The organism is Cryomorphaceae bacterium 1068 (assembly GCA_027214385.1).
Taxonomy (GTDB): domain Bacteria; phylum Bacteroidota; class Bacteroidia; order Flavobacteriales_D; family Cryomorphaceae; genus JAKVAV01.
On the sequence record JAPVXR010000005.1, the window covers coordinates 81,526 to 99,165 of the forward strand.

Here is a 17,640-nt window from a genome sequence, read left to right on the forward strand (position 1 = left end):
GGTTTATTAGGATCAAAGGTGCGGCTGCATAAACTGCCCTGCATTGATCTAGATCAAGAAAAGACGCGAGGCTTATTTCTGCCCTACCAATTGGTGGCGTACTCGACTGAGGGCTTCAGGGGTGATACCCAGATAAGAGGCGATCATGCGCTGAGGAACGCGCTGAACGATGTCGGGATAGGTTTCTATAAAGTCAAGGTACCGATCCATGGCTGTGGCACTCATGAGCATGATCACCCTGCGCTGCAGTACAGAAAGACGGTTGATCAGACTCTGTGAATCCTTAGTATGTTTCATATCCTTTTCCCTCTCTATAAGCGTAGCATCTTCGAGCACATCTATAAAAAGTTGAGCCGGTATATCAGCAGGGTTGGTGTCGGCAATAATCCAACCTTCAGGTGCAAAGAGATAGATGTGCTCTTTTCCCTTTTCATCGATAGTATAGCTGCGTAGTAACCCCGTTTGCACCACGTATACTTTCGTATTCAGGTCGCCTATTCGTTGCAGGATTTCTCCTTTTTTTACGGTGATGGTTTTTGGGGGCATCGGGAGAGGTCTTTATGGATCTAAAGGTAGCATCCTCATCCGCTCCAATTGAAAAGTCAGTACTTCTTCACCGCGCTCTATTGTCATCTCAATCACATCTCTTTCTTTAAATCTGATTTCTCTAGAATTGACCAATTCGCAAATCAAATCGCTGGCATCAGCCGAAAAGTCGTACTCGTCAATCTTGAGAATTCGGTCACCGATTTCAAGTTTTCCGTCGGCCGCAGAGCCATTGTAAATAGAACCGATTTCCATTCCTCCATTCACCAAGTTTACTCCATATCCGTGACTATTCAATGTGCTGTTTTCATAGGGAGATACAGATTTCATATAGATCTTTCTGTTCTTCCAATCGAGGACTACATCGTAATGTTTGAAGAATGCATTTCCAAAATTATCGGAGTGTGCATCGAAGGCGACTATACTATTGGGTACAGTCAAGTTGCTAAGCTCCATGGTGTCAATCACCGCATAGAAAATCGTGTCGGCGAGAGCTTTTCCTCCTACGCCATAGCTCGTTGCTCCGAGCTCCCATGTAGTGGAAATGGGTTTCCTTTTTTGTGCCTCTCTCAGGTAGTTTAGTGGGAATGAGAACTCCTTGTTCGAACCCGTATCGAAAATCATATTTTTTGCCGTTACCCCGCCAAACGAAATATCGATTATGGGAGTGCCTGTCATCTTTACATCAAAGGGGAGAACAGCATAACTACTGTCTATCCCAAAATCGTTAAGGTCGGAGCTCAAGCTCATGGTCTCATTCTCATAATCTATTTTCCAAAAGGCTTGTCGCATCAGGTTAGCACCTATAATGCCATCTATTTCCAAGCATTTAAAAATGTCTGATGCGCTCAAGTTCTGAATTACTGCACCGGTATTTTTAAAGTGGACCCCACCCACATTGATATCCTCCAAGCGCACAAATGCGTTGCCTTTCGTGGAGTTTCCTCCAGAGTCTTTCACACCGCCTTTAGTTTCGGTAACGAGATTTAGCCTTTCGGCCAATTTCTCTGAAACCAGATTGGGCGCCCCCGTGTCGAATAGAAACCAAGCCTTTTCACCATTCACTTCCACATTAATAAAGCAGAGCCCACCACGATATTCAAAAGGCACGGTCACATTGAATTTCTCTTGTTCAACCGAGCCCTCTTGCATGAGTTTAAAAACCTTTGACGATTGACAGCTACTGAGAAATATGAGAAGCAACGCCAAATAAGCTTGGTTAAAAACAGTCCTTGCGCTGAGTGATGTACGGGGGCTTTTTCGAAATAGGATGTTCACTGTACTCGCGATTTGAATTTTCCCCAAAGAAAAGCATAGTTCGATTTACAGGACCTATATTACTCAGTGGGAGTATTCGAATTGAAAATGTCTCTGAACAGTTTCCATCGTCCGTCTTCTTTTTTCCAAAGCACGATGTACTTTTCTTCGGCCACGGCATCATCGCCAACGTAAAGCGTGAGCTCGCCTACTTCTGCGAGTAAAGCTTCTGTTCCGTAGACTTCTTCCAGTCTGATGTCAACAGCGGTAATACCTGATTGAACAATGCCTGACATGGCGGATTGAATGGCCGCTCTTCCCTTAACTGCAGGTGCTCCTGAGTTCATGAATTGCGCATCGACGGTATAAGAGTTGGCTAATCCGACAGAATCGCCTGCGGCAACTAGGGCGGCAAAGTTTTTATTGGCTTCTTCAATCTCTGCTTTAGCGGCTTCGAGATCAAATTCAGGAACGATTTCCTCTACAACTTCTATCTCCACTTCTTCAGTTGGCTGCTCGCAGCTTTGAAGTCCAATGCTTAACGTGAAAAGGGCAAGAAATGCAATGAATGAATGAGGAAAGAAAGCTGATTTTTTCATGGGTTTGGTTTGTTCAAGGGTTTAGAGTAGGACTTCAAAAAGTTCGGTTGAAGTTAAGGCAATTTGTCGTTAAAGTATTAAACCAATTGCTAGAGCCAGTTCCTGTCAGGACTCGCTGTTTTAAGTCGTACCTATCCTAGTTTGTAACGAAGGCTTTCCCGGTTTTTGAATCAGATCGATTCAACCCTACTTTATGAGTGGTGCAAATGCATCATGAAATCTTCATTTTTCTGCCCCGCATCAGAAATGGGGATTATTGAGAACTCAATTCTCTCAAACCAAACATAGTTGGCAACTGTATTTTTCCATTGAGTCTTGTGTAACATTAGTCACACGGAATGCCCTTTGTAACGTGGGTTACCTGAAGCCGAGTTAAGTAACATTGGTTACTAAGCTCGGCGTTCTATGCCTCTACTTTTGCGCTTTAATTCATAACCGAGGGCTTTTCAAAAGCATTCATTTGATCAGCCCGAAATCAAAATTCATTGTGAAAATATGAGGCATCGGATAGCATTGGTTTGGATCTTTCTCTACACGGGTTCAGGTCTTTTTTCTCAGGATACGGTTTCAATTTCAAACGCAAATGTCCTGGCGGAAATACAAGAGTCAAATCTCCAAGTAAGACTCGCTCAGAGTGATTTCGAATCGGCTCAGGCTGATTATCGTCAGTCGAATGCCCTGTTCTTGCCCAATATCAGCGCTTCTTATTCGGCTATACTCACCACAAATCCATTGATGGCTTTTGGCTCAAAGCTGAATCAGGAAATATTGACGCAAAGCGATTTTAATCCTGATTTGCTCAACGACCCCGATCAAATTGACAACTACGCCACGATGATTGAGGTACAGCAACCTCTCATTAACATGGATGGGCTTTTTGAACGACAAGCGGCAAAAAGTAAAATGGATGCCTATGAGCTGAAGGCTCAACGCACAGGCGAATACCTCAATCTGGAATCGCAAAAAGCCTACATGCAATTGCAGATAGCCTATAAGGCCGTGGAAGTGCTGCGCAAAGCTGATGCTACTGCCGACGCCAACCTGAAGTTAGTACAAGACTATTACGATCAGGGCCTTTTGCAAAAGATGGATTTGCTCGATGTAGAAGTGCGCGTAAATCAAGTGAAAAACCAACTTCAGATGGCTCTGAGTAATTTGCAAAATGCCTCCGACTACCTCGCTTTTCTTTTGAATCAAGATATGTCGGGTAAGGTATATCAACCAACGGAAGACTTGAACGCTGAGATGGAATCGTTGGAATCGATTGCGATGGTACCCGAATTCCGAAAGGATATTCTGGCAGTGGAAAAGTCAGCTGAAGCCTATGGCAAAATGCTCCAATCAGAAAAGATGGGCTTTCTACCGCGTCTCAATGCATTCGGAAACTACCAAATATACGATGGCGATCCATTTGGATTTGGTGCCAATGGATACCTCGTCGGAGCCAGTTTGTCCTGGTCGCTTTTCGATGGGTACAAATCCATCGGGAAATACCAAAAGTCGAAAGTGGAATATGCCAAAGCTCAGACAGAAGCACAACAGTATCGCAACCAGAGTCAAATGGAGTTAAACCAGGCCAATCGTCAGCTTGAAGACGCTTCAAACAAACTCAACAATAGCCGGTTGGCCTTCGAGCAGGCCGAGGAAGCTTACCGCATCAGAAGCGATCGCTTCAAGGAAGGATTAATGAAAACTACGGATTTATTGATGTCTGAAACGCAGATGTTCAAAAAGGAACTCGAATACCTACAAGCAATTTTCGAATTTAATTACAGCAAAAAGTACCTCGAATTTTTAACCCGCTAGAAATGGTCAACACTATGAAAAATATACACAAAAGCATTTTTGGTCTCAGTTTACTCTTGTTCGCTGCAGGATGCTCGCACGAGGCAGAAAAAAGCACGATTGAATCTCCATCCATAGCCGTAAAAGTTCAGAAGGCCTCAGGAGGTGAAAACACGCGATACATCTCGGCAACGGGACAAGTAGAAGCTACAAAAAGCGCCAATCTCAGCACCCGAATGATGGGCTACGTTCAAGACCTTCCGGTAAAGACGGGTCAAAATGTCAATAAAGGCGATTTGTTGATCAGCGTTTCCAACACGGATTTGCTGGCCAAAAAAGGACAGGTTGAAGCAGGCGTGATGCAAGCTGAGGCTGCCTTTAAAAATGCCGAAAGGGATTACGAACGCTTTCAGGCCTTGTTTGCCAAGAAGAGTGCTTCCCAAAAGGAGCTCGACGATATGACTACCCGCTACGAGATGGCCAAGGCCGGACTTGAAGTGGCCCGTCAAATGGAAAATGAAGTCAATGCACAGTTTTCGTACGCCAATATCAGAGCTCCCTTCAGCGGTGTGGTGATCAACACTTTCGTGAAAGAAGGAGATATGGCCAATCCGGGAATGCCCTTGGTGAGTATGGAAGCTCCTGGCAAAATGCAAATCGTGGCTATGGTTTCAGAGTCGGAAATAAAATACGTTCGCGAAGGATTGGCAGCAGATATTTCGCTCAAATCCTTAGGCAAAACGATAGAAGGTACGGTGAGTGAAGTGAGCCTTTCGGCAAAAAACACGGGAGGCCAATATGTGGTGAAGATCGATATGGAATCAGATAGCTCCGTATTTGCCGGTATGTATGCCAATGTGCGAATCCATGCCAATAGAAAGAACAATCAAATAGAAAACGAAAGTGTGTGGATACCTGAAGCTGCCCTCGTTCACCAAGGACAACTCACGGGAGTCTACACCATTGGAAATGAAAATGCAGCCATTTTACGCTGGCTCAGAACGGGTAGAAATAACGGTGAAGAGGTCGAGGTACTTTCGGGCTTAAAGTCTGATGAAACAATTATCGTCTCAGCCGAAGGTCGTTTATACAATGGCGTCACAGTTACATTTTAATTTTTGCTGAAACTCAACTAGACGAACACGCGCGTGAGGGATAGAAGCATTTATCCTTTTTGGCCTTTTCAGCCAAAAAGATAGTAGCGGATAGCCCGGCCCGAAGGGACACGCCCAAAGAAATATAAAGACATGCAAGAAGGAATATCGGGTAAAATTGCCAACTTCTTTATCAATTCCAAGCTGACCATTTTGCTGATGATCGGACTGATGGTGATCGGGGTGTACAGCTCTACGCTCATCCCTCGTGAGGAGGAACCGCAGATCGTAGTGCCCATGGCCGACGTGATGATAGGTTATCCGGGGGCCAATCCTCAGGAGGTGGAAAGTCGCGTAATCGTGCCCCTGGAGAAGGTGCTCGCCAATATTAAGGGTGTGGAACACCTGCATAGCTCGGCGATGAATGGAATGGGGATGATCATCGTTCAGTTTTACGTGGGAGAGGATGTGGAGCGTTCATACGTCAATCTGTACGATGCATTGATGAAGAACCGCCACCTGTTTCCCGAGGGCGTTTTTGAACCTATTGTAAAAACCCGCTCCATTGACGATGTGCCGATGTTGGGGCTGACATTGTGGAGTGAGAACTACGACGATTTTGAGATTCGGGAAATGGCTGAGGAGCTGGTGACTGAGATCAAAAAAGTAGAGGATGTGGCCATTACCAATATCATCGGTGGGCGAAATCGCGAACTGCGCGTGGTGCTCGACAAGGATAAAATGGCCGAAAGCGGGATAGATGCATTGGGAATAATCGAGATGATCAAGGCCAATAATTATAGCTCACAATCGGGTCGTTTTAATAGCGGCGACGAAGAGTTTTTGGTTACCACGGGGCAGTTTTTGGGCTCTGCCGAAGATGTGGGAAACATCGTGGTTGGCGTGCATCAAAATATGCCCGTTTACCTCAATCAAATTGCAAGCGTTGAAGACGGGCCAGAAGTGCCTGCCACTTACGTTTCTTTTGGCTACGGCTCTGCCCAAGAGGCACATGCAAATGCTCCGTCTGAATATCCTGCCGTGACCATTTCGGTGGCCAAGGTGAAGGGTGCAGATGCCATGAAAATCTCGGAAAAAATTCTGGATAGAGTAGAGGGCTTGAAGCTTTCGCTCATACCCGATGATCTCAATATTGAAGTAAGCCGTAACTATGGGGAAACGGCATCGCACAAGGTAAGCGAGCTTTTGCTACACCTTGGGGTGGCCATTTTGGCCGTTACCATTTTGGTGATGTTTGCCATGGGATGGCGCGGTGGTTTGGTGGTGTTTTTCTCTGTTCCACTCACCTTTGCGCTTACGCTGTTTAGCTACTACATGCTGGGATATACCCTAAACAGGATTACCCTTTTTGCCTTGGTTTTTGTGGTGGGAATTGTGGTGGACGACAGCATCATTATCGCTGAGAACATGCACCGCCACTTCAAGATGAAGCGCCTGCCGTTTAAACAAGCCGCCATCTACGCCATCAACGAAGTAGGGAACCCTACGATACTGGCCACCTTTACCGTAATCGCAGCGATTTTGCCGATGGCTTTTGTGTCGGGAATGATGGGGCCTTATATGAGCCCAATGCCGATCGGTGCATCCATCGCCATGATATTATCGCTCTTTGTAGCATTGACCATTACGCCTTATCTGGGCTATTACCTCCTTCGCGAGAAAGATTCTCAAGAGCACAAAGAAGCGGAAGGAATGGAAACGGGCTGGATTTACCGTGTGTACAAAAAGATAGAGCAGCCAATGCTCGACAGTTCTTCCAAACGCTATATTATGCTTGGGATTACAGTGGTGTTATTGTTGGGTTCGGTAGGGATGTTTTTCACCAAATCGGTGGCTGTAAAAATGCTTCCATTCGATAACAAAAACGAATTTCAGGTGGTGATAGATATGCCCGAGGGAACCACGCTGGAACGCACGGCGGCTGTGACCAAGGAGATCGCTCAGTACCTGTCTACGGTTCCCGAGATTGTGAATTACCAGAACTATGTGGGTACTTCTGCACCGATCACTTTCAACGGATTGGTAAGGCATTACGATATGCGTTCTACCAGCAATGTGGCCGACATACAAGTGAATCTCTTGCACAAAGGCGAGCGCTCCGATCAGAGTCACGACATTGCCAAGCGGGTGCGTCCGGAAGTGCAAAAAATCGCTGCCCGATACGGAGCGAACGTGAAGATTGTAGAGGTACCACCAGGGCCTCCCGTTCTTTCCACTTTGGTGGCTGAGATTTATGGCCCCGATTACGATGGGCAAATAAAAGTCGCTCAAAGTGTGATCGATATTCTGGACAGTACAGATGCCGTGGTAGATATCGACTGGCGAGTGGAAGCTCCACAAACCGAATACAGATTGGTGGTAGACAATGAGAAGGCCATGCTTAATGGAGTGGCTCCTGCACAAGTGGTGGGAAACATTACCTACGTACTCGGCGAGCATACGGTATCGAATTTATATGATGAGAACTCCAGCGACCCTGTCGGAATCGTTCTGGCCCTGGATGATCGGGATAAAACCGATCTGCAGGCTATTCAGAACTTGCAAGTGAAAGGACAAGCGGGCAATATGGTGCCGATGAGTTCATTGGTGCGGATAGAGGAAAACACCTTGAAGCATTCCATTTACCGCAAGGATCAGAAAAGGGTGGTATACGTAATGGCCGATATGGCGGGAGGACTGGAAAGTCCGGTGTATGCCATTTTGGGGATGGAAGAGAAGTTGAAGGAAATTAAACTTCCGGAGGGCTACACCATGAATGAAATGTACATGGGCCAACCCGAAGACGAGCAAAACTACACCGTAAAGTGGGATGGCGAATGGCAGATTACGCTGGAAGTATTCCGAGACTTGGGAGCGGCCTTTTTGGTGGTGATTATTGTGATTTACATGTTGATCGTCGGATGGTTCCAGAATTTTAAAACCCCTCTGGTGATGATGGTAGCTATTCCGCTGTCTTTGGTGGGAATTGTGTTGGGGCACTGGATTTTGGGTGCCTTCTTTACCGCGACTTCTTTTATCGGAATGATTGCCTTGGCGGGAGTAATGGTTCGGAACTCCGTGCTGCTCATCGACTTTATTGAAATCAGATTGAAAGAAGGCGTTCCGATGAAACGCGCGATAATCGATGCGGGTGCGGTGCGAACTACGCCTATTCTGCTCACCACGGGAGCTGTAGTGATCGGAGCTTCTATTATTCTGTTCGACCCGATTTTCCAAGGATTGGCCATTTCATTGGTGGCAGGAGCCATAGTGTCCACCTTGTTAACCCTGATTGTGGTTCCACTTATTTACTACATGACGGAGTATAAAAAATGGGAAAAGATTCACGCCGAAATGAAAGGTGAGTAAGCAATTAAAACCAAAGGATATGAAGTTTTTAGTCATCACAGCCATTAGCGCATACGAGACGGATGTAAAGCACATCCTCAAGAAGTGCAAGGTTCAAACCTTTTCCTTTCACGAAATAGCGGGTTATAAAACCCACGAAGAGGCCGAGGAAGTTCCGCATTGGTTTGCGGGGGATGAGTCACATACCACACAGTCTGTTATGTTTTATGTTTTTGCTTCCGCAGAAATGGCTGATTGTGTTTTCAAGGAAGTAAATCACGCGAATTCCAAACAAGAATTTGAGTCAAAAATTCACCTTGTTTCACTCAATGTGGAGCAGTCAAATATCCAATAGATCATGATCAATCGAATCGTTCACGCCGTAGCTGGCAGTTTTATTCTGATAAGTTTAATTCTGGCCATTTCCGTTAATATCAATTGGCTTTGGTTTACCGCTTTTGTAGGAGCCAATTTGCTTCAATCTTCATTTACCCAATGGTGCTTGATGGAAAAGATTTTGAAGGGAATCGGAGTAAAAGATACACCAAGAGGAAGCCTGTAATCGTAAAAGAGTGCACTGACTAAACCCATTAAGATGAAGGGTGGAGCTTAAACTACTTTGAGATTTCCAGCATCATATTTCGAAGAGTACCTGTCTTTCCCATCGGAAGGGCAGGTTTTTTTTTGGAGTGATGAGGTCGGTGCCTTCGAGTGCTATCAAATCAAATTAATCTGCCACACTCCACCTGATTCTTCCACTTTAGAAGGGGAATGATCTCTGAGAACCGATGATCATAAAGTTGATCGGAATCTTCCAGTCTTCCAATAATCTGTTGATGAAAATTAATTTTATCAATCGACCTTTTTCTAAAATTCATATTTTACAGGCCTAATTGACTATAAACCATTATTAAACCTAATCATTACAACTATGAAAAAGTTAGTAGCAGAGTTTATTGGAACTGGATGGCTCGTCTTGGGCGGTTGTGGAAGTGCTGTTTTGGCTGCGGGATATCCTGAGCTGGGAATTGGTTTTGCAGGAGTGGCTCTTGCCTTTGGTCTTACCGTGCTTACTATGGCATATGCCATCGGCCACATCTCAGGCTGTCATTTGAATCCTGCCGTTACCATCGGGCTTTGGTCGGGTGGACGTTTTCCCGCTAAAGACATTCCGGGATATATCATTGCTCAGGTTCTTGGAGGAATTGCGGGAGCAGGAATTCTTTACGTCATTGCTTCAGGTGCTCCCGGCTTCGAATTGGGTGGCTTTGCTGCCAATGGATATGGAGATCACTCTCCCGGTGGATACGGTATGGTGGCCGCACTTACCATTGAGATCGTCATGACATTCTTCTTTTTGATGATTATTCTTGGTGCCACACATTCAAAGGCGCCTGTCGGCTTTGCCGGACTAGCGATTGGTTTGGGGCTTACGCTTATTCACTTGATTAGTATTCCCGTTACCAATACCTCTGTAAATCCTGCCAGAAGTACGAGCCAAGCACTTTTCGTCGGAGATTGGGCTACCGGCCAATTATGGCTCTTTTGGGTAGCACCAATAGTCGGAGCTGTGCTTGCCGGGCTAGTGTATAAGTTTATTTCTCCTGAGGCGGATGTCGCCCCGGATATTGAGGGACACGCATAAGCTCAAGAGTGTTTTCTGTACAAAGCTTGCTACGAAGGTGGCGAGCTTTTTTTGTTTTCAGTAAAAAATCGTATTCCGAAAAATCAAAGCAGCCATTCCTGCCAGGAGGATGAGAACCACGGCGAAGGTTGCCATCACTCGCTGCTCAAATTTCCAATTTTTTATTAGTGGAATCTTTGCAGTGAACTTTTCCAAGTGCAGCATTAGTACGGAGTGGTTCGGTACTTCTTCTATTACATATCCATGTCGAATCAAAAGGGTTCGGGCTTTTAATGCATCGTATTGACCTACCTGCAATTCAGTACCTTCTAAAAAATCGGTCATGGCATAGTAGTAGCTTCTGACCATTTCTTCTTTGATAAAACAGTGAATTCCTCTTGATTCCAAAAATGCTCTGGCGATATATGCCTCTCCAATGGCACCGAAGACTCCTATTGTGGTCGGTTTTCCATTAAGAGGTGTTCTCATGGGTAGATGGAGTTCTAATCAATTTTTACAAAAGGAACTGATTCGGCTGAATCATCACTTCGGTACATAGCCACATAAGAACCTGCAGGCAAATTATCCAATGAGATGATGGTTCTGGCACCTACTGTATTTTGCGAAAGCACCTTTACACCCGTAACCGAGAATATTTCGATCACGGCTTGATCTGTGATGGAGGACTCCACCATTAGTACATCTTGAGCAGGATTAGGGTAGATCTTCAATTGAATGCCTTCTGCATTGCGCGTGGAAGTAGGATTTCCCTCTTGGTACACTCGAATGTAGTCCAGTATCATTTCACTCTCTTGAAAAGACGAACTCACGTTTTCTTCCATGGCAATATTTAGCAAAATGTATTGATCTTCCGTATAAGGCCAAGTTTCAGGGTTTTGATCTTCAGGGGCATATACGTAGTAGACGGATCCATCCAGGCTGAATTTAATAGCTTCCGGGGACCACTCCATTTCATAGAGGTGATAGTCTTGGGAAACATTCTCGTCAAAAATCGTTGCGTGATTTTCGGTAGCTCCATATGATGAAGGCGTGTGCAACGCTGCAGAAACAATGTTTTGATTGTAGCCCCAATGTTCCATAATATCGATTTCACCGCATTCGGGCCATCCTGTTGTTCCAAATTCATCAGCCCAGTAGCCGCCTTCTTCAGCAATATTTTTTCCCAACATCCAGATGGCAGGCCATGTTCCTCCTCCTTCCGGTAAAATGGCTCTCGCAACTACCCGGCCGTAGGTGAAGGCGAATTTCGAATTTAATCTAGCTGAAGTGAATTCCCTAGTTAACCCTTGATCAGTAAACGTTTCTCGTTTGGCTGCGATATGAAGATTTCCATCGGTTACATAAGAATTTTCAATGCGATCCGTGTAGTGTTGCGATTCGCCGTTAAACCAACCCCAACTATTGGGAAGAAGTGTTTGATGATGCCAATTTGCAGGGTTCACCACACCGTCCATTTCAAATTCATCTGACCAAACCAAGTTGTTGTAGATGGATGTGGTTGGATTCGCATCGGGGTCCAAAACCCCATCATATGAAAAATCATCAATGTAAGCGGTGACGAGATCGTTGTTTGCCTCTCCATTGATTTGGATCAATACTCGATTTAAGTCGAATCGCTCAATTGGTGGGGGGGAAGCACTATTCTGGTTGTTGAACTCGTTAGTCGAAAAGTCAAAACTCAATTCTTGCCATTGGTCCAACTCAATGCTTTTGACAATTTCTGTTTGTGTAACCCATGCTTGAGCCAAATTGGCATTTTGAAGCTTAAAAGCAATTTGATTGGGCTGTTCTCCTGTTATGCTGGAGGAGGAAACATATATTTTTAGTGTAAAGGTGCTGTTCTCAGTCAAGTCGAAATTTAGTGGAGCATCAACTCTAAAGTATGAGTAATCGTCCCCATAGTCAATGTATTCCAGCACTCCCGATGAGGTATTGATTCCCGATGGAAAAGGGTTGGAAACATTCTCATTTACAACAGCTATGTCGCCAAACCATTCCAAGCCCTCAGAAGGAGATTCGAAGTCATCCGTCAGCTCAATTGTTTGAGCGATTGATGAAAATTTAAGAAGAATAAAAATCGCACTTACTATTATAGAAAATTTCATCTGCACTGATTTAAATAGGAAAATACCCATCGGTGTAAGGAATACAAATATATACCTGCAATACCTAACATCCTTGTGACACTTTATGTTTGCGATATGGAAAAACGTTAGATTCGCCCTCTAAAACCGAATCAGACAAGCATGGCTTACGGAGATACTCTTAATCGCGGCGCAATAAGTGTTGTGCCAAAACAAGCATACCACGATTGGGCAAATGCCGTACTACCCGATGAGGAGCCCACACAGCCCTCTGAGAAGGATGAAGCCACCATATATTTGGTGGAGGGAAATTGGAAAAACATAGACGAGCCGCTTATTAAGCATTGGGAGGACATCTTCGCCAACGAACTATTTTTAACCACTACTGACGAAGATCATTGGCCCGATGAAATAGATCTCGAGATGTTTAAAGAATGGTTTTCTTATTCCATCGGGTCTATCCTCATCGATTTAGAAGAGGGGGAATTAGGCAGCGAGGACTAACCTGAAAAGTTTGAATTGCACGATCTAAACAATCGTTTTTGATTGTGAAAGCATTTTTTGGAAATCAACTTTTTTCTTTGAGTAAGTCTTATTGAGCTGTTTGGTGAACTTCTCGAGTTCTTCCGATACTGTTTTCACATAAGACTTAAAATTATCGTTTTCCTCTTGAGACATTTTGTCTTTTTCGAATATATCGATCAGGCCCAGGAGGTTGCTCACCGGTTTTCTCAAACCGTGTGAGATATCAAAAGCGATACCCTCCAATGTGAGCTGGTATTCTTTCAGGTAATTGATATTCTCAAAAACACCGTACCATTCGGTCACGTTTTTATGCCTTTTAGGAACAGCTGTTCCGCGAAACCAATGGCTTCCTTCATTAGAGACCAATCTGAATTCTTTGACCCAAGGCTGAAAGTCGCGAATGGCTGCACCGATGCTATTTTGAAAAGACTTCCTGTCATCGGGATGAACCAAGTCTGATACAATGAATGGATCTTCCCGCAGTTGCTTTGGCTTTAGAGCCGGGTGAAGAGTCGAAATTCCTGCGCTGATAAATGAGAACTCGTACCGATTCTGACCATGGTGGTAGTCCAATTGAAAAATAGCTCCTGGCACATGGTCGGTCAGGTATCTAAGTCGCTCTTGGTCAAACTCAATTTGTTTGCTTTGGGCAATGAGTTGTTTTCGCTTCTCTAAAGATCGGATTACGCGTTTGGCAATTAGCTTGATGGCTCTGTTTTTTTCTTCACTGAGCTCGCGCTCTTGATGGTCCAGCAAGCAAATAGTACCTATCGCAGAGCCAGTTGGTGTTATCAAAGGTGTACCCGTATAAAACCTAATATGGGGCTCTCCTTTTACGTATTTATTCGACTTAAATTGATCGTCTTCAGCGGCATTTTTAACTGTAAACAAATCTCCTTTTGATTTCAACGTTTCGATACAAAAAGAGTCGGCCAGGGCTATTGATTCCATATCAGTTCCTGTTCGGGCGACAAAATACTGTTGATCTCCGTCTGAGAGCGTGATCAAAGCAATTGGAGTTTCGCAGACTACTGCTAGAATCTCGACCAGTTCGTTTAGCTCCTCATCTTGTTCATTATTGGTGAGGCCATATTTTCGGATTTCTACAGAAGGATCGTCTGTTGGATTCAAGGGAAGGGCAGATGGCATAATATATTTTACCGATAAGGTTTATTTTCAGAAGGTATTACGAAAACTCTTAAAACAAGGTTTGGTTCATGACGGGACTTGTAGAATGTTGTACTCCTTTTTATTTGTAAGGACATGTTTAGATGATTAGACTTGTAATACCTTTCCACACGGTATATGAGGTACTTTTAATTCTATAACAAAGAATTAGTGCGGATATCGTGGAACTAAATTTCCCTAAAACAGGTAAAGGTTTTGTAAGTAGCTCACACATGAAAAGCACCAAACAGATAGCCTTATCAATAGCTTTCAGCCTCTTTGCCATTTTAAACGTCAGAGCCCAGGAAGCACCAAACATTTCCGAGCAATTCTTTTCAGACGGTTCCCGCTTGGACTCTCTCGTTAAAAACCACTTTGATGCAATGGATGAATCCTCTCGTGTTGCTCAAATGATTGTAACGTCTGCGGGTGATTTAGGAAAGTCCGATCAAAAAGTTTATCAATTGGCTCGGGACAATGAGATCGGAGGAGTCGTTTTTCTCAAGGGAACCAAACAACACCATAAAGCAATGATCGATAGCCTCAATGCTATTTCCAGTTCAAAAGGATATGCGCCTTTGGTCTTTTCGATTGATGCCGAACCGAGCCTTTTCAATGGTCGCTTATCGGGATTTGATCCCGTGATGAATACTATCGATATCAAAACGGAGGAAGCTTCTGATTCTATTGCCGCGTTAATCAGCGGACATTTGCAAGAAGTCGGCTTTCACCACAATTTTGCTCCGGTGTGCGATTTGAGTCCGCAGAATGAGGCCATCAAAAACCGCAGCTATGGAAACGATCGCAACCAAGTTGTTGCCTTGAGCAAAGCCTTTATCGAATCAAGTCAAGAAATGGGAATTGTGGCCACCGCTAAGCACTTTCCCGGACACGGACTGGTAACCGGTGACACACACAAGAAATCTGTCTACATCGATGGCGAATTAAGAGAACTGGACGTTTATCCTCCGCTTATCGAAGCAGGGGTTATTTCAGTTATGGTCGCTCATATTACGGTAAGAAACAACAACAAGTATGGTACAGATGGCTTACCGTCAAGTTGCTCTCGTACAATTGTAAATGACTTGCTGAAAGAGGAACTCGGTTATGAAGGTTTGATCGTAACTGACGCACTCAATATCATGAAAGCCGTTACCATTATTGACAATGCTCCGCTTTTGGCTTCCAAAGCAGGCTGCGATGTACTGCTGATGCCGATAGACGAAAAGGAAACCATTGACTCGATTTTAGCTGAAATGGAAAAGGATGCCGATTACAAAAAGCAAGTGCATGAATCAGTGAAGAAGATTCTGAGGTTGAAGATCTGTTTGGGTTTATTGGAATAATGAGAATAAGGCCTTAGTGCGAAACGACTACTTTTTTGGTCGCGATGCCTTTATCAGTGGTAATCTTCACTACAAAAATCCCATTCGGAAAGTTTTCAATTTCTACAAGATTGCCTTGATTTACTACTCCTTCCTGAATTCGCCTGCCAAATGCATCAAAAATCTGGTATGAATGAATGAGTAAGTCTGATTCAATTCGGAATTCTGCAGTCGCAGGGTTGGGGAAAAGGTTGATTCGCCTTTCAATAGCTATATCAGAAACGGAGAGAAATGGGGAGAGGTCAATACATTCAGAATCATTGTCTCGGTTAATGTCTATGTCTAAATCGGGTTGGGTCACAAATACGCAGGCTTCAACAGGTGGATTCTCTTCTCCTCCCGTGAATAGGAATCCTTCGACATCACTGAACAAAACGGTCATTTCATCACCATTGCCCAATCCATCATTTACTTGTAAATGACCTATTTCAGGTGTGCAGATGCCAAAGGCATCTACAAAGTTTAGATAAAATGATGAGACCGGAAATGTTCCGCTATTTCTTACCGTTACCCATAAATCAGAGCTAAAGCTAAGGGAAAACTCATCTGATGATGTCACAGCAGCATTCTCAACCGTCACTTCGGTTATTTCCAAGTCCGAGTTCCACAATTGAAAAGCACCTCCATGCGTAGTGGCTCGATAGGCAGAGTACTCGTGCCTTATGTTAAAGAAAGAAAACTGATCAGAAACCTTCGAGCCCGTTAGGAAAATGCCATCAGAATTTGCGGACATGTGAGAAGGTTCAAATCCTTGGATATTTACAAATTCGTTTTGGCCGACCATCTCGCCCTCATTGGAAATGATGATAATATCTTCTCCAGTGTAGAGTGCAAAGCCGCCTTCAAAATCGCTCATTAAGCCCAAACCTGCTTCTACACTAACGCTGCCAAGTAAGTCGAGTTGCGAAGAGTAGACGAATACCTGATTGTTTATTAAAACCGCAAGACTCTGATTGTTGCTTGATATTGTAGTAGGCAGGCCGATTACTTCAACTGAATCTACCTTGATCCCGCTCTCGTCATATCGCCGCAGGACATTAGCTGAGGAAACGATAAAATCTCCTTCCAAATCTCCCACTGCCTCAAATCCTTGCTCCAGTTCGAATGTGTTGAGCGCTTCTCCCTGTTGAGAGAAATAATAGGCCGTAGTTGGTTCCACCCCAAATTGAACAATTGAAAAGCCCCATGTATTGGCAGATACTTTTAATTCTTGATTGAAGAATGACGTTTGCATGGCTTCTTGGTTCAACGCGCTGTCCGAATAATCCAGTAACGTTCCATCAGAAATGCGTCGCAATTCATAAAAGGGAAAAGGCTCAGAGCAATCGCAGCACTCAATGCGGTATCCAAGGGCTCCGAAGGTAGAATCGCTTATTGCCACCAGGTTTTGGTAAGTCACTACCTCACCATCATAGTCTGCCTCAACCTCCCAGAGAGTATTTCCTTCTTCGTTCACCGAAAAGAGATTGGAAGTCGTGGTAAAGTTTGGCCCGAGAACTACTTCAGATCCTATAAATGCTCCCTCTACTGAAGATAGCGAAGAACTAAAGTGGTTTAAGGTACCTTTCTGCTTAGAATACTGGAAGGATTGAGCTTTTAAGGAGGTGCAAAAGTAGACAGCGATAAACGCAAGGATAACTGTAGTTTGTGTCTTCATAGTCTTCTAAAGATAATGATTTGCAAAATTTGAACGGGAGAATTTTTTAATACTATGGTAGTCCCAAAACAAGTAGTCCCCTCTGTTCGACATTCTTTTAATTTTGTAGCATTATTTTATTTGAATTACCCGAATCATGGAAATGAACATCACCCTCTCCCGAAAGGACGAGCACTTGCACTTTGAAGCCATGAACGATAGAGGAAATCGAGTCTCTATTGATGGTGGTGCGGACTCAAAAGGAATGCGGCCGATGGAGCTATTGCTTTCGGCTATGGCCTCCTGTAGCGCGTTTGATGCAGTGCTGATTTTGGAAAAGCAGCGGCAGAAGATTCGAGACTTTCGGGTAGAAGCGAGTGGAATACGTCCCGATGAGGGAGCTCCCAAGCCTTTCAATTCCATTCACTTGATCTATACCCTCGAAGGCGAGATAGATCGACAAAAGGCTGAAAGAGCGCTTAAACTTTCCGTTGAGAAATACTGTTCGGTTAGTGCTACATTTCGCCCCGAAACCAAGATCACTTACGAGCTTAAACTGATAAACTAGA

General features: G+C 44.3%; 16 protein-coding genes. 9 read left to right on the forward strand and 7 right to left on the reverse strand.

Features of this window, described 5'->3' with window-relative positions:
• Positions 1-72 precede the first annotated feature (72 nt).
• The 3 genes from O3Q51_08705 to O3Q51_08715 form a co-directional block, all read right to left on the reverse strand.
• Positions 73-546 (reverse strand): Crp/Fnr family transcriptional regulator, encoded by a 474-nt coding sequence (locus tag O3Q51_08705; protein MCZ4408885.1) that lies wholly within the window; start codon positions 544-546, stop codon positions 73-75.
• A 12-nt stretch (positions 547-558) separates the two neighbouring features.
• Positions 559-1,698 carry an aspartyl protease family protein gene (locus tag O3Q51_08710; GenBank protein ID MCZ4408886.1) on the reverse strand — a complete coding sequence of 380 codons (1,140 nt, stop codon included), beginning with the start codon at positions 1,696-1,698 and terminating at the stop codon, positions 559-561.
• 185 nt (positions 1,699-1,883) lie between these two features.
• On the reverse strand, positions 1,884-2,402 hold the full coding sequence (locus O3Q51_08715; protein ID MCZ4408887.1) for a DUF4440 domain-containing protein: 519 nt from the start codon (positions 2,400-2,402) through the stop codon (positions 1,884-1,886).
• Positions 2,403-2,897: 495 nt separating this feature from the next.
• On the opposite strand from O3Q51_08715, the gene O3Q51_08720 reads away from it, so the two are divergent.
• From O3Q51_08720 to aqpZ, 6 genes are all read left to right on the forward strand, one after another.
• Complete coding sequence (locus O3Q51_08720; GenBank protein MCZ4408888.1) at positions 2,898-4,208, forward strand: TolC family protein; 1,311 nt, start codon at positions 2,898-2,900, stop codon at positions 4,206-4,208.
• 14 nt (positions 4,209-4,222) lie between these two features.
• Positions 4,223-5,302: an efflux RND transporter periplasmic adaptor subunit gene (locus tag O3Q51_08725; GenBank protein MCZ4408889.1), complete on the forward strand. Its 1,080-nt coding sequence runs from the start codon at positions 4,223-4,225 to the stop codon at positions 5,300-5,302.
• Positions 5,303-5,434: 132 nt separating this feature from the next.
• Positions 5,435-8,650 (forward strand): efflux RND transporter permease subunit, encoded by a 3,216-nt coding sequence (locus O3Q51_08730; GenBank protein MCZ4408890.1) that lies wholly within the window; start codon positions 5,435-5,437, stop codon positions 8,648-8,650.
• Positions 8,651-8,669: 19 nt separating this feature from the next.
• The gene (locus O3Q51_08735) at positions 8,670-8,984 is read left to right on the forward strand and encodes a hypothetical protein (GenBank protein MCZ4408891.1); all 315 of its coding nucleotides are present in this window, start codon (positions 8,670-8,672) and stop codon (positions 8,982-8,984) included.
• Between the two features lie 3 nt (positions 8,985-8,987).
• Positions 8,988-9,191 (forward strand): DUF2892 domain-containing protein, encoded by a 204-nt coding sequence (locus O3Q51_08740; GenBank protein ID MCZ4408892.1) that lies wholly within the window; start codon positions 8,988-8,990, stop codon positions 9,189-9,191.
• A 369-nt stretch (positions 9,192-9,560) separates the two neighbouring features.
• The gene (gene aqpZ / locus O3Q51_08745) at positions 9,561-10,274 is read left to right on the forward strand and encodes an aquaporin Z (GenBank protein MCZ4408893.1); all 714 of its coding nucleotides are present in this window, start codon (positions 9,561-9,563) and stop codon (positions 10,272-10,274) included.
• A 57-nt stretch (positions 10,275-10,331) separates the two neighbouring features.
• On the opposite strand, the gene O3Q51_08750 is transcribed toward aqpZ, so the two are convergent.
• Positions 10,332-10,742: a hypothetical protein gene (locus O3Q51_08750; GenBank protein MCZ4408894.1), complete on the reverse strand. Its 411-nt coding sequence runs from the start codon at positions 10,740-10,742 to the stop codon at positions 10,332-10,334.
• A gap of 14 nt (positions 10,743-10,756) precedes the next feature.
• On the reverse strand, positions 10,757-12,379 hold the full coding sequence (locus O3Q51_08755) for a family 16 glycosylhydrolase (protein MCZ4408895.1): 1,623 nt from the start codon (positions 12,377-12,379) through the stop codon (positions 10,757-10,759).
• 141 nt (positions 12,380-12,520) lie between these two features.
• Between O3Q51_08755 and O3Q51_08760 the strand changes: the two genes are divergently transcribed.
• On the forward strand, positions 12,521-12,862 hold the full coding sequence (locus tag O3Q51_08760; GenBank protein MCZ4408896.1) for a hypothetical protein: 342 nt from the start codon (positions 12,521-12,523) through the stop codon (positions 12,860-12,862).
• A gap of 24 nt (positions 12,863-12,886) precedes the next feature.
• On the opposite strand, the gene O3Q51_08765 is transcribed toward O3Q51_08760, so the two are convergent.
• Positions 12,887-14,032, reverse strand: coding sequence for a PAS domain-containing protein (locus O3Q51_08765; protein MCZ4408897.1), 1,146 nt, complete (start codon positions 14,030-14,032; stop codon positions 12,887-12,889).
• A gap of 251 nt (positions 14,033-14,283) precedes the next feature.
• On the opposite strand from O3Q51_08765, the gene O3Q51_08770 reads away from it, so the two are divergent.
• Positions 14,284-15,396 carry a hypothetical protein gene (locus O3Q51_08770; protein ID MCZ4408898.1) on the forward strand — a complete coding sequence of 371 codons (1,113 nt, stop codon included), beginning with the start codon at positions 14,284-14,286 and terminating at the stop codon, positions 15,394-15,396.
• Positions 15,397-15,409: 13 nt separating this feature from the next.
• On the opposite strand, the gene O3Q51_08775 is transcribed toward O3Q51_08770, so the two are convergent.
• Positions 15,410-17,092, reverse strand: a complete 1,683-nt coding sequence (locus tag O3Q51_08775) for a T9SS type A sorting domain-containing protein (GenBank protein ID MCZ4408899.1) — start codon at positions 17,090-17,092, stop codon at positions 15,410-15,412.
• A 136-nt stretch (positions 17,093-17,228) separates the two neighbouring features.
• On the opposite strand from O3Q51_08775, the gene O3Q51_08780 reads away from it, so the two are divergent.
• Complete coding sequence (locus tag O3Q51_08780; GenBank protein ID MCZ4408900.1) at positions 17,229-17,639, forward strand: OsmC family protein; 411 nt, start codon at positions 17,229-17,231, stop codon at positions 17,637-17,639.
• Position 17,640 lies beyond the last annotated feature (1 nt).

Excerpts from the sequence above, each read along its gene's own strand:
- O3Q51_08725 (MCZ4408889.1), top strand. The coding sequence starts at position 4,223 with ATGAAAAATATACACAAAAGCATTTTTGGTCTCAGTTTACTCTTGTTC.
- O3Q51_08775 (MCZ4408899.1), bottom strand. The coding sequence starts at position 17,092 with ATGAAGACACAAACTACAGTTATCCTTGCGTTTATCGCTGTCTACTTT.
- O3Q51_08735 (MCZ4408891.1), top strand. The coding sequence starts at position 8,670 with ATGAAGTTTTTAGTCATCACAGCCATTAGCGCATACGAGACGGATGTA.
- O3Q51_08705 (MCZ4408885.1), bottom strand. The coding sequence starts at position 546 with ATGCCCCCAAAAACCATCACCGTAAAAAAAGGAGAAATCCTGCAACGA.
- aqpZ (MCZ4408893.1), top strand. The coding sequence starts at position 9,561 with ATGAAAAAGTTAGTAGCAGAGTTTATTGGAACTGGATGGCTCGTCTTG.
- O3Q51_08720 (MCZ4408888.1), top strand. The coding sequence starts at position 2,898 with ATGAGGCATCGGATAGCATTGGTTTGGATCTTTCTCTACACGGGTTCA.
- O3Q51_08750 (MCZ4408894.1), bottom strand. The coding sequence starts at position 10,742 with ATGAGAACACCTCTTAATGGAAAACCGACCACAATAGGAGTCTTCGGT.
- O3Q51_08755 (MCZ4408895.1), bottom strand. The coding sequence starts at position 12,379 with ATGAAATTTTCTATAATAGTAAGTGCGATTTTTATTCTTCTTAAATTT.
- O3Q51_08730 (MCZ4408890.1), top strand. The coding sequence starts at position 5,435 with ATGCAAGAAGGAATATCGGGTAAAATTGCCAACTTCTTTATCAATTCC.
- O3Q51_08710 (MCZ4408886.1), bottom strand. The coding sequence starts at position 1,698 with ATGCAAGAGGGCTCGGTTGAACAAGAGAAATTCAATGTGACCGTGCCT.
- O3Q51_08765 (MCZ4408897.1), bottom strand. The coding sequence starts at position 14,032 with ATGCCATCTGCCCTTCCCTTGAATCCAACAGACGATCCTTCTGTAGAA.
- O3Q51_08740 (MCZ4408892.1), top strand. The coding sequence starts at position 8,988 with ATGATCAATCGAATCGTTCACGCCGTAGCTGGCAGTTTTATTCTGATA.
- O3Q51_08780 (MCZ4408900.1), top strand. The coding sequence starts at position 17,229 with ATGGAAATGAACATCACCCTCTCCCGAAAGGACGAGCACTTGCACTTT.
- O3Q51_08760 (MCZ4408896.1), top strand. The coding sequence starts at position 12,521 with ATGGCTTACGGAGATACTCTTAATCGCGGCGCAATAAGTGTTGTGCCA.
- O3Q51_08715 (MCZ4408887.1), bottom strand. The coding sequence starts at position 2,402 with ATGAAAAAATCAGCTTTCTTTCCTCATTCATTCATTGCATTTCTTGCC.
- O3Q51_08770 (MCZ4408898.1), top strand. The coding sequence starts at position 14,284 with ATGAAAAGCACCAAACAGATAGCCTTATCAATAGCTTTCAGCCTCTTT.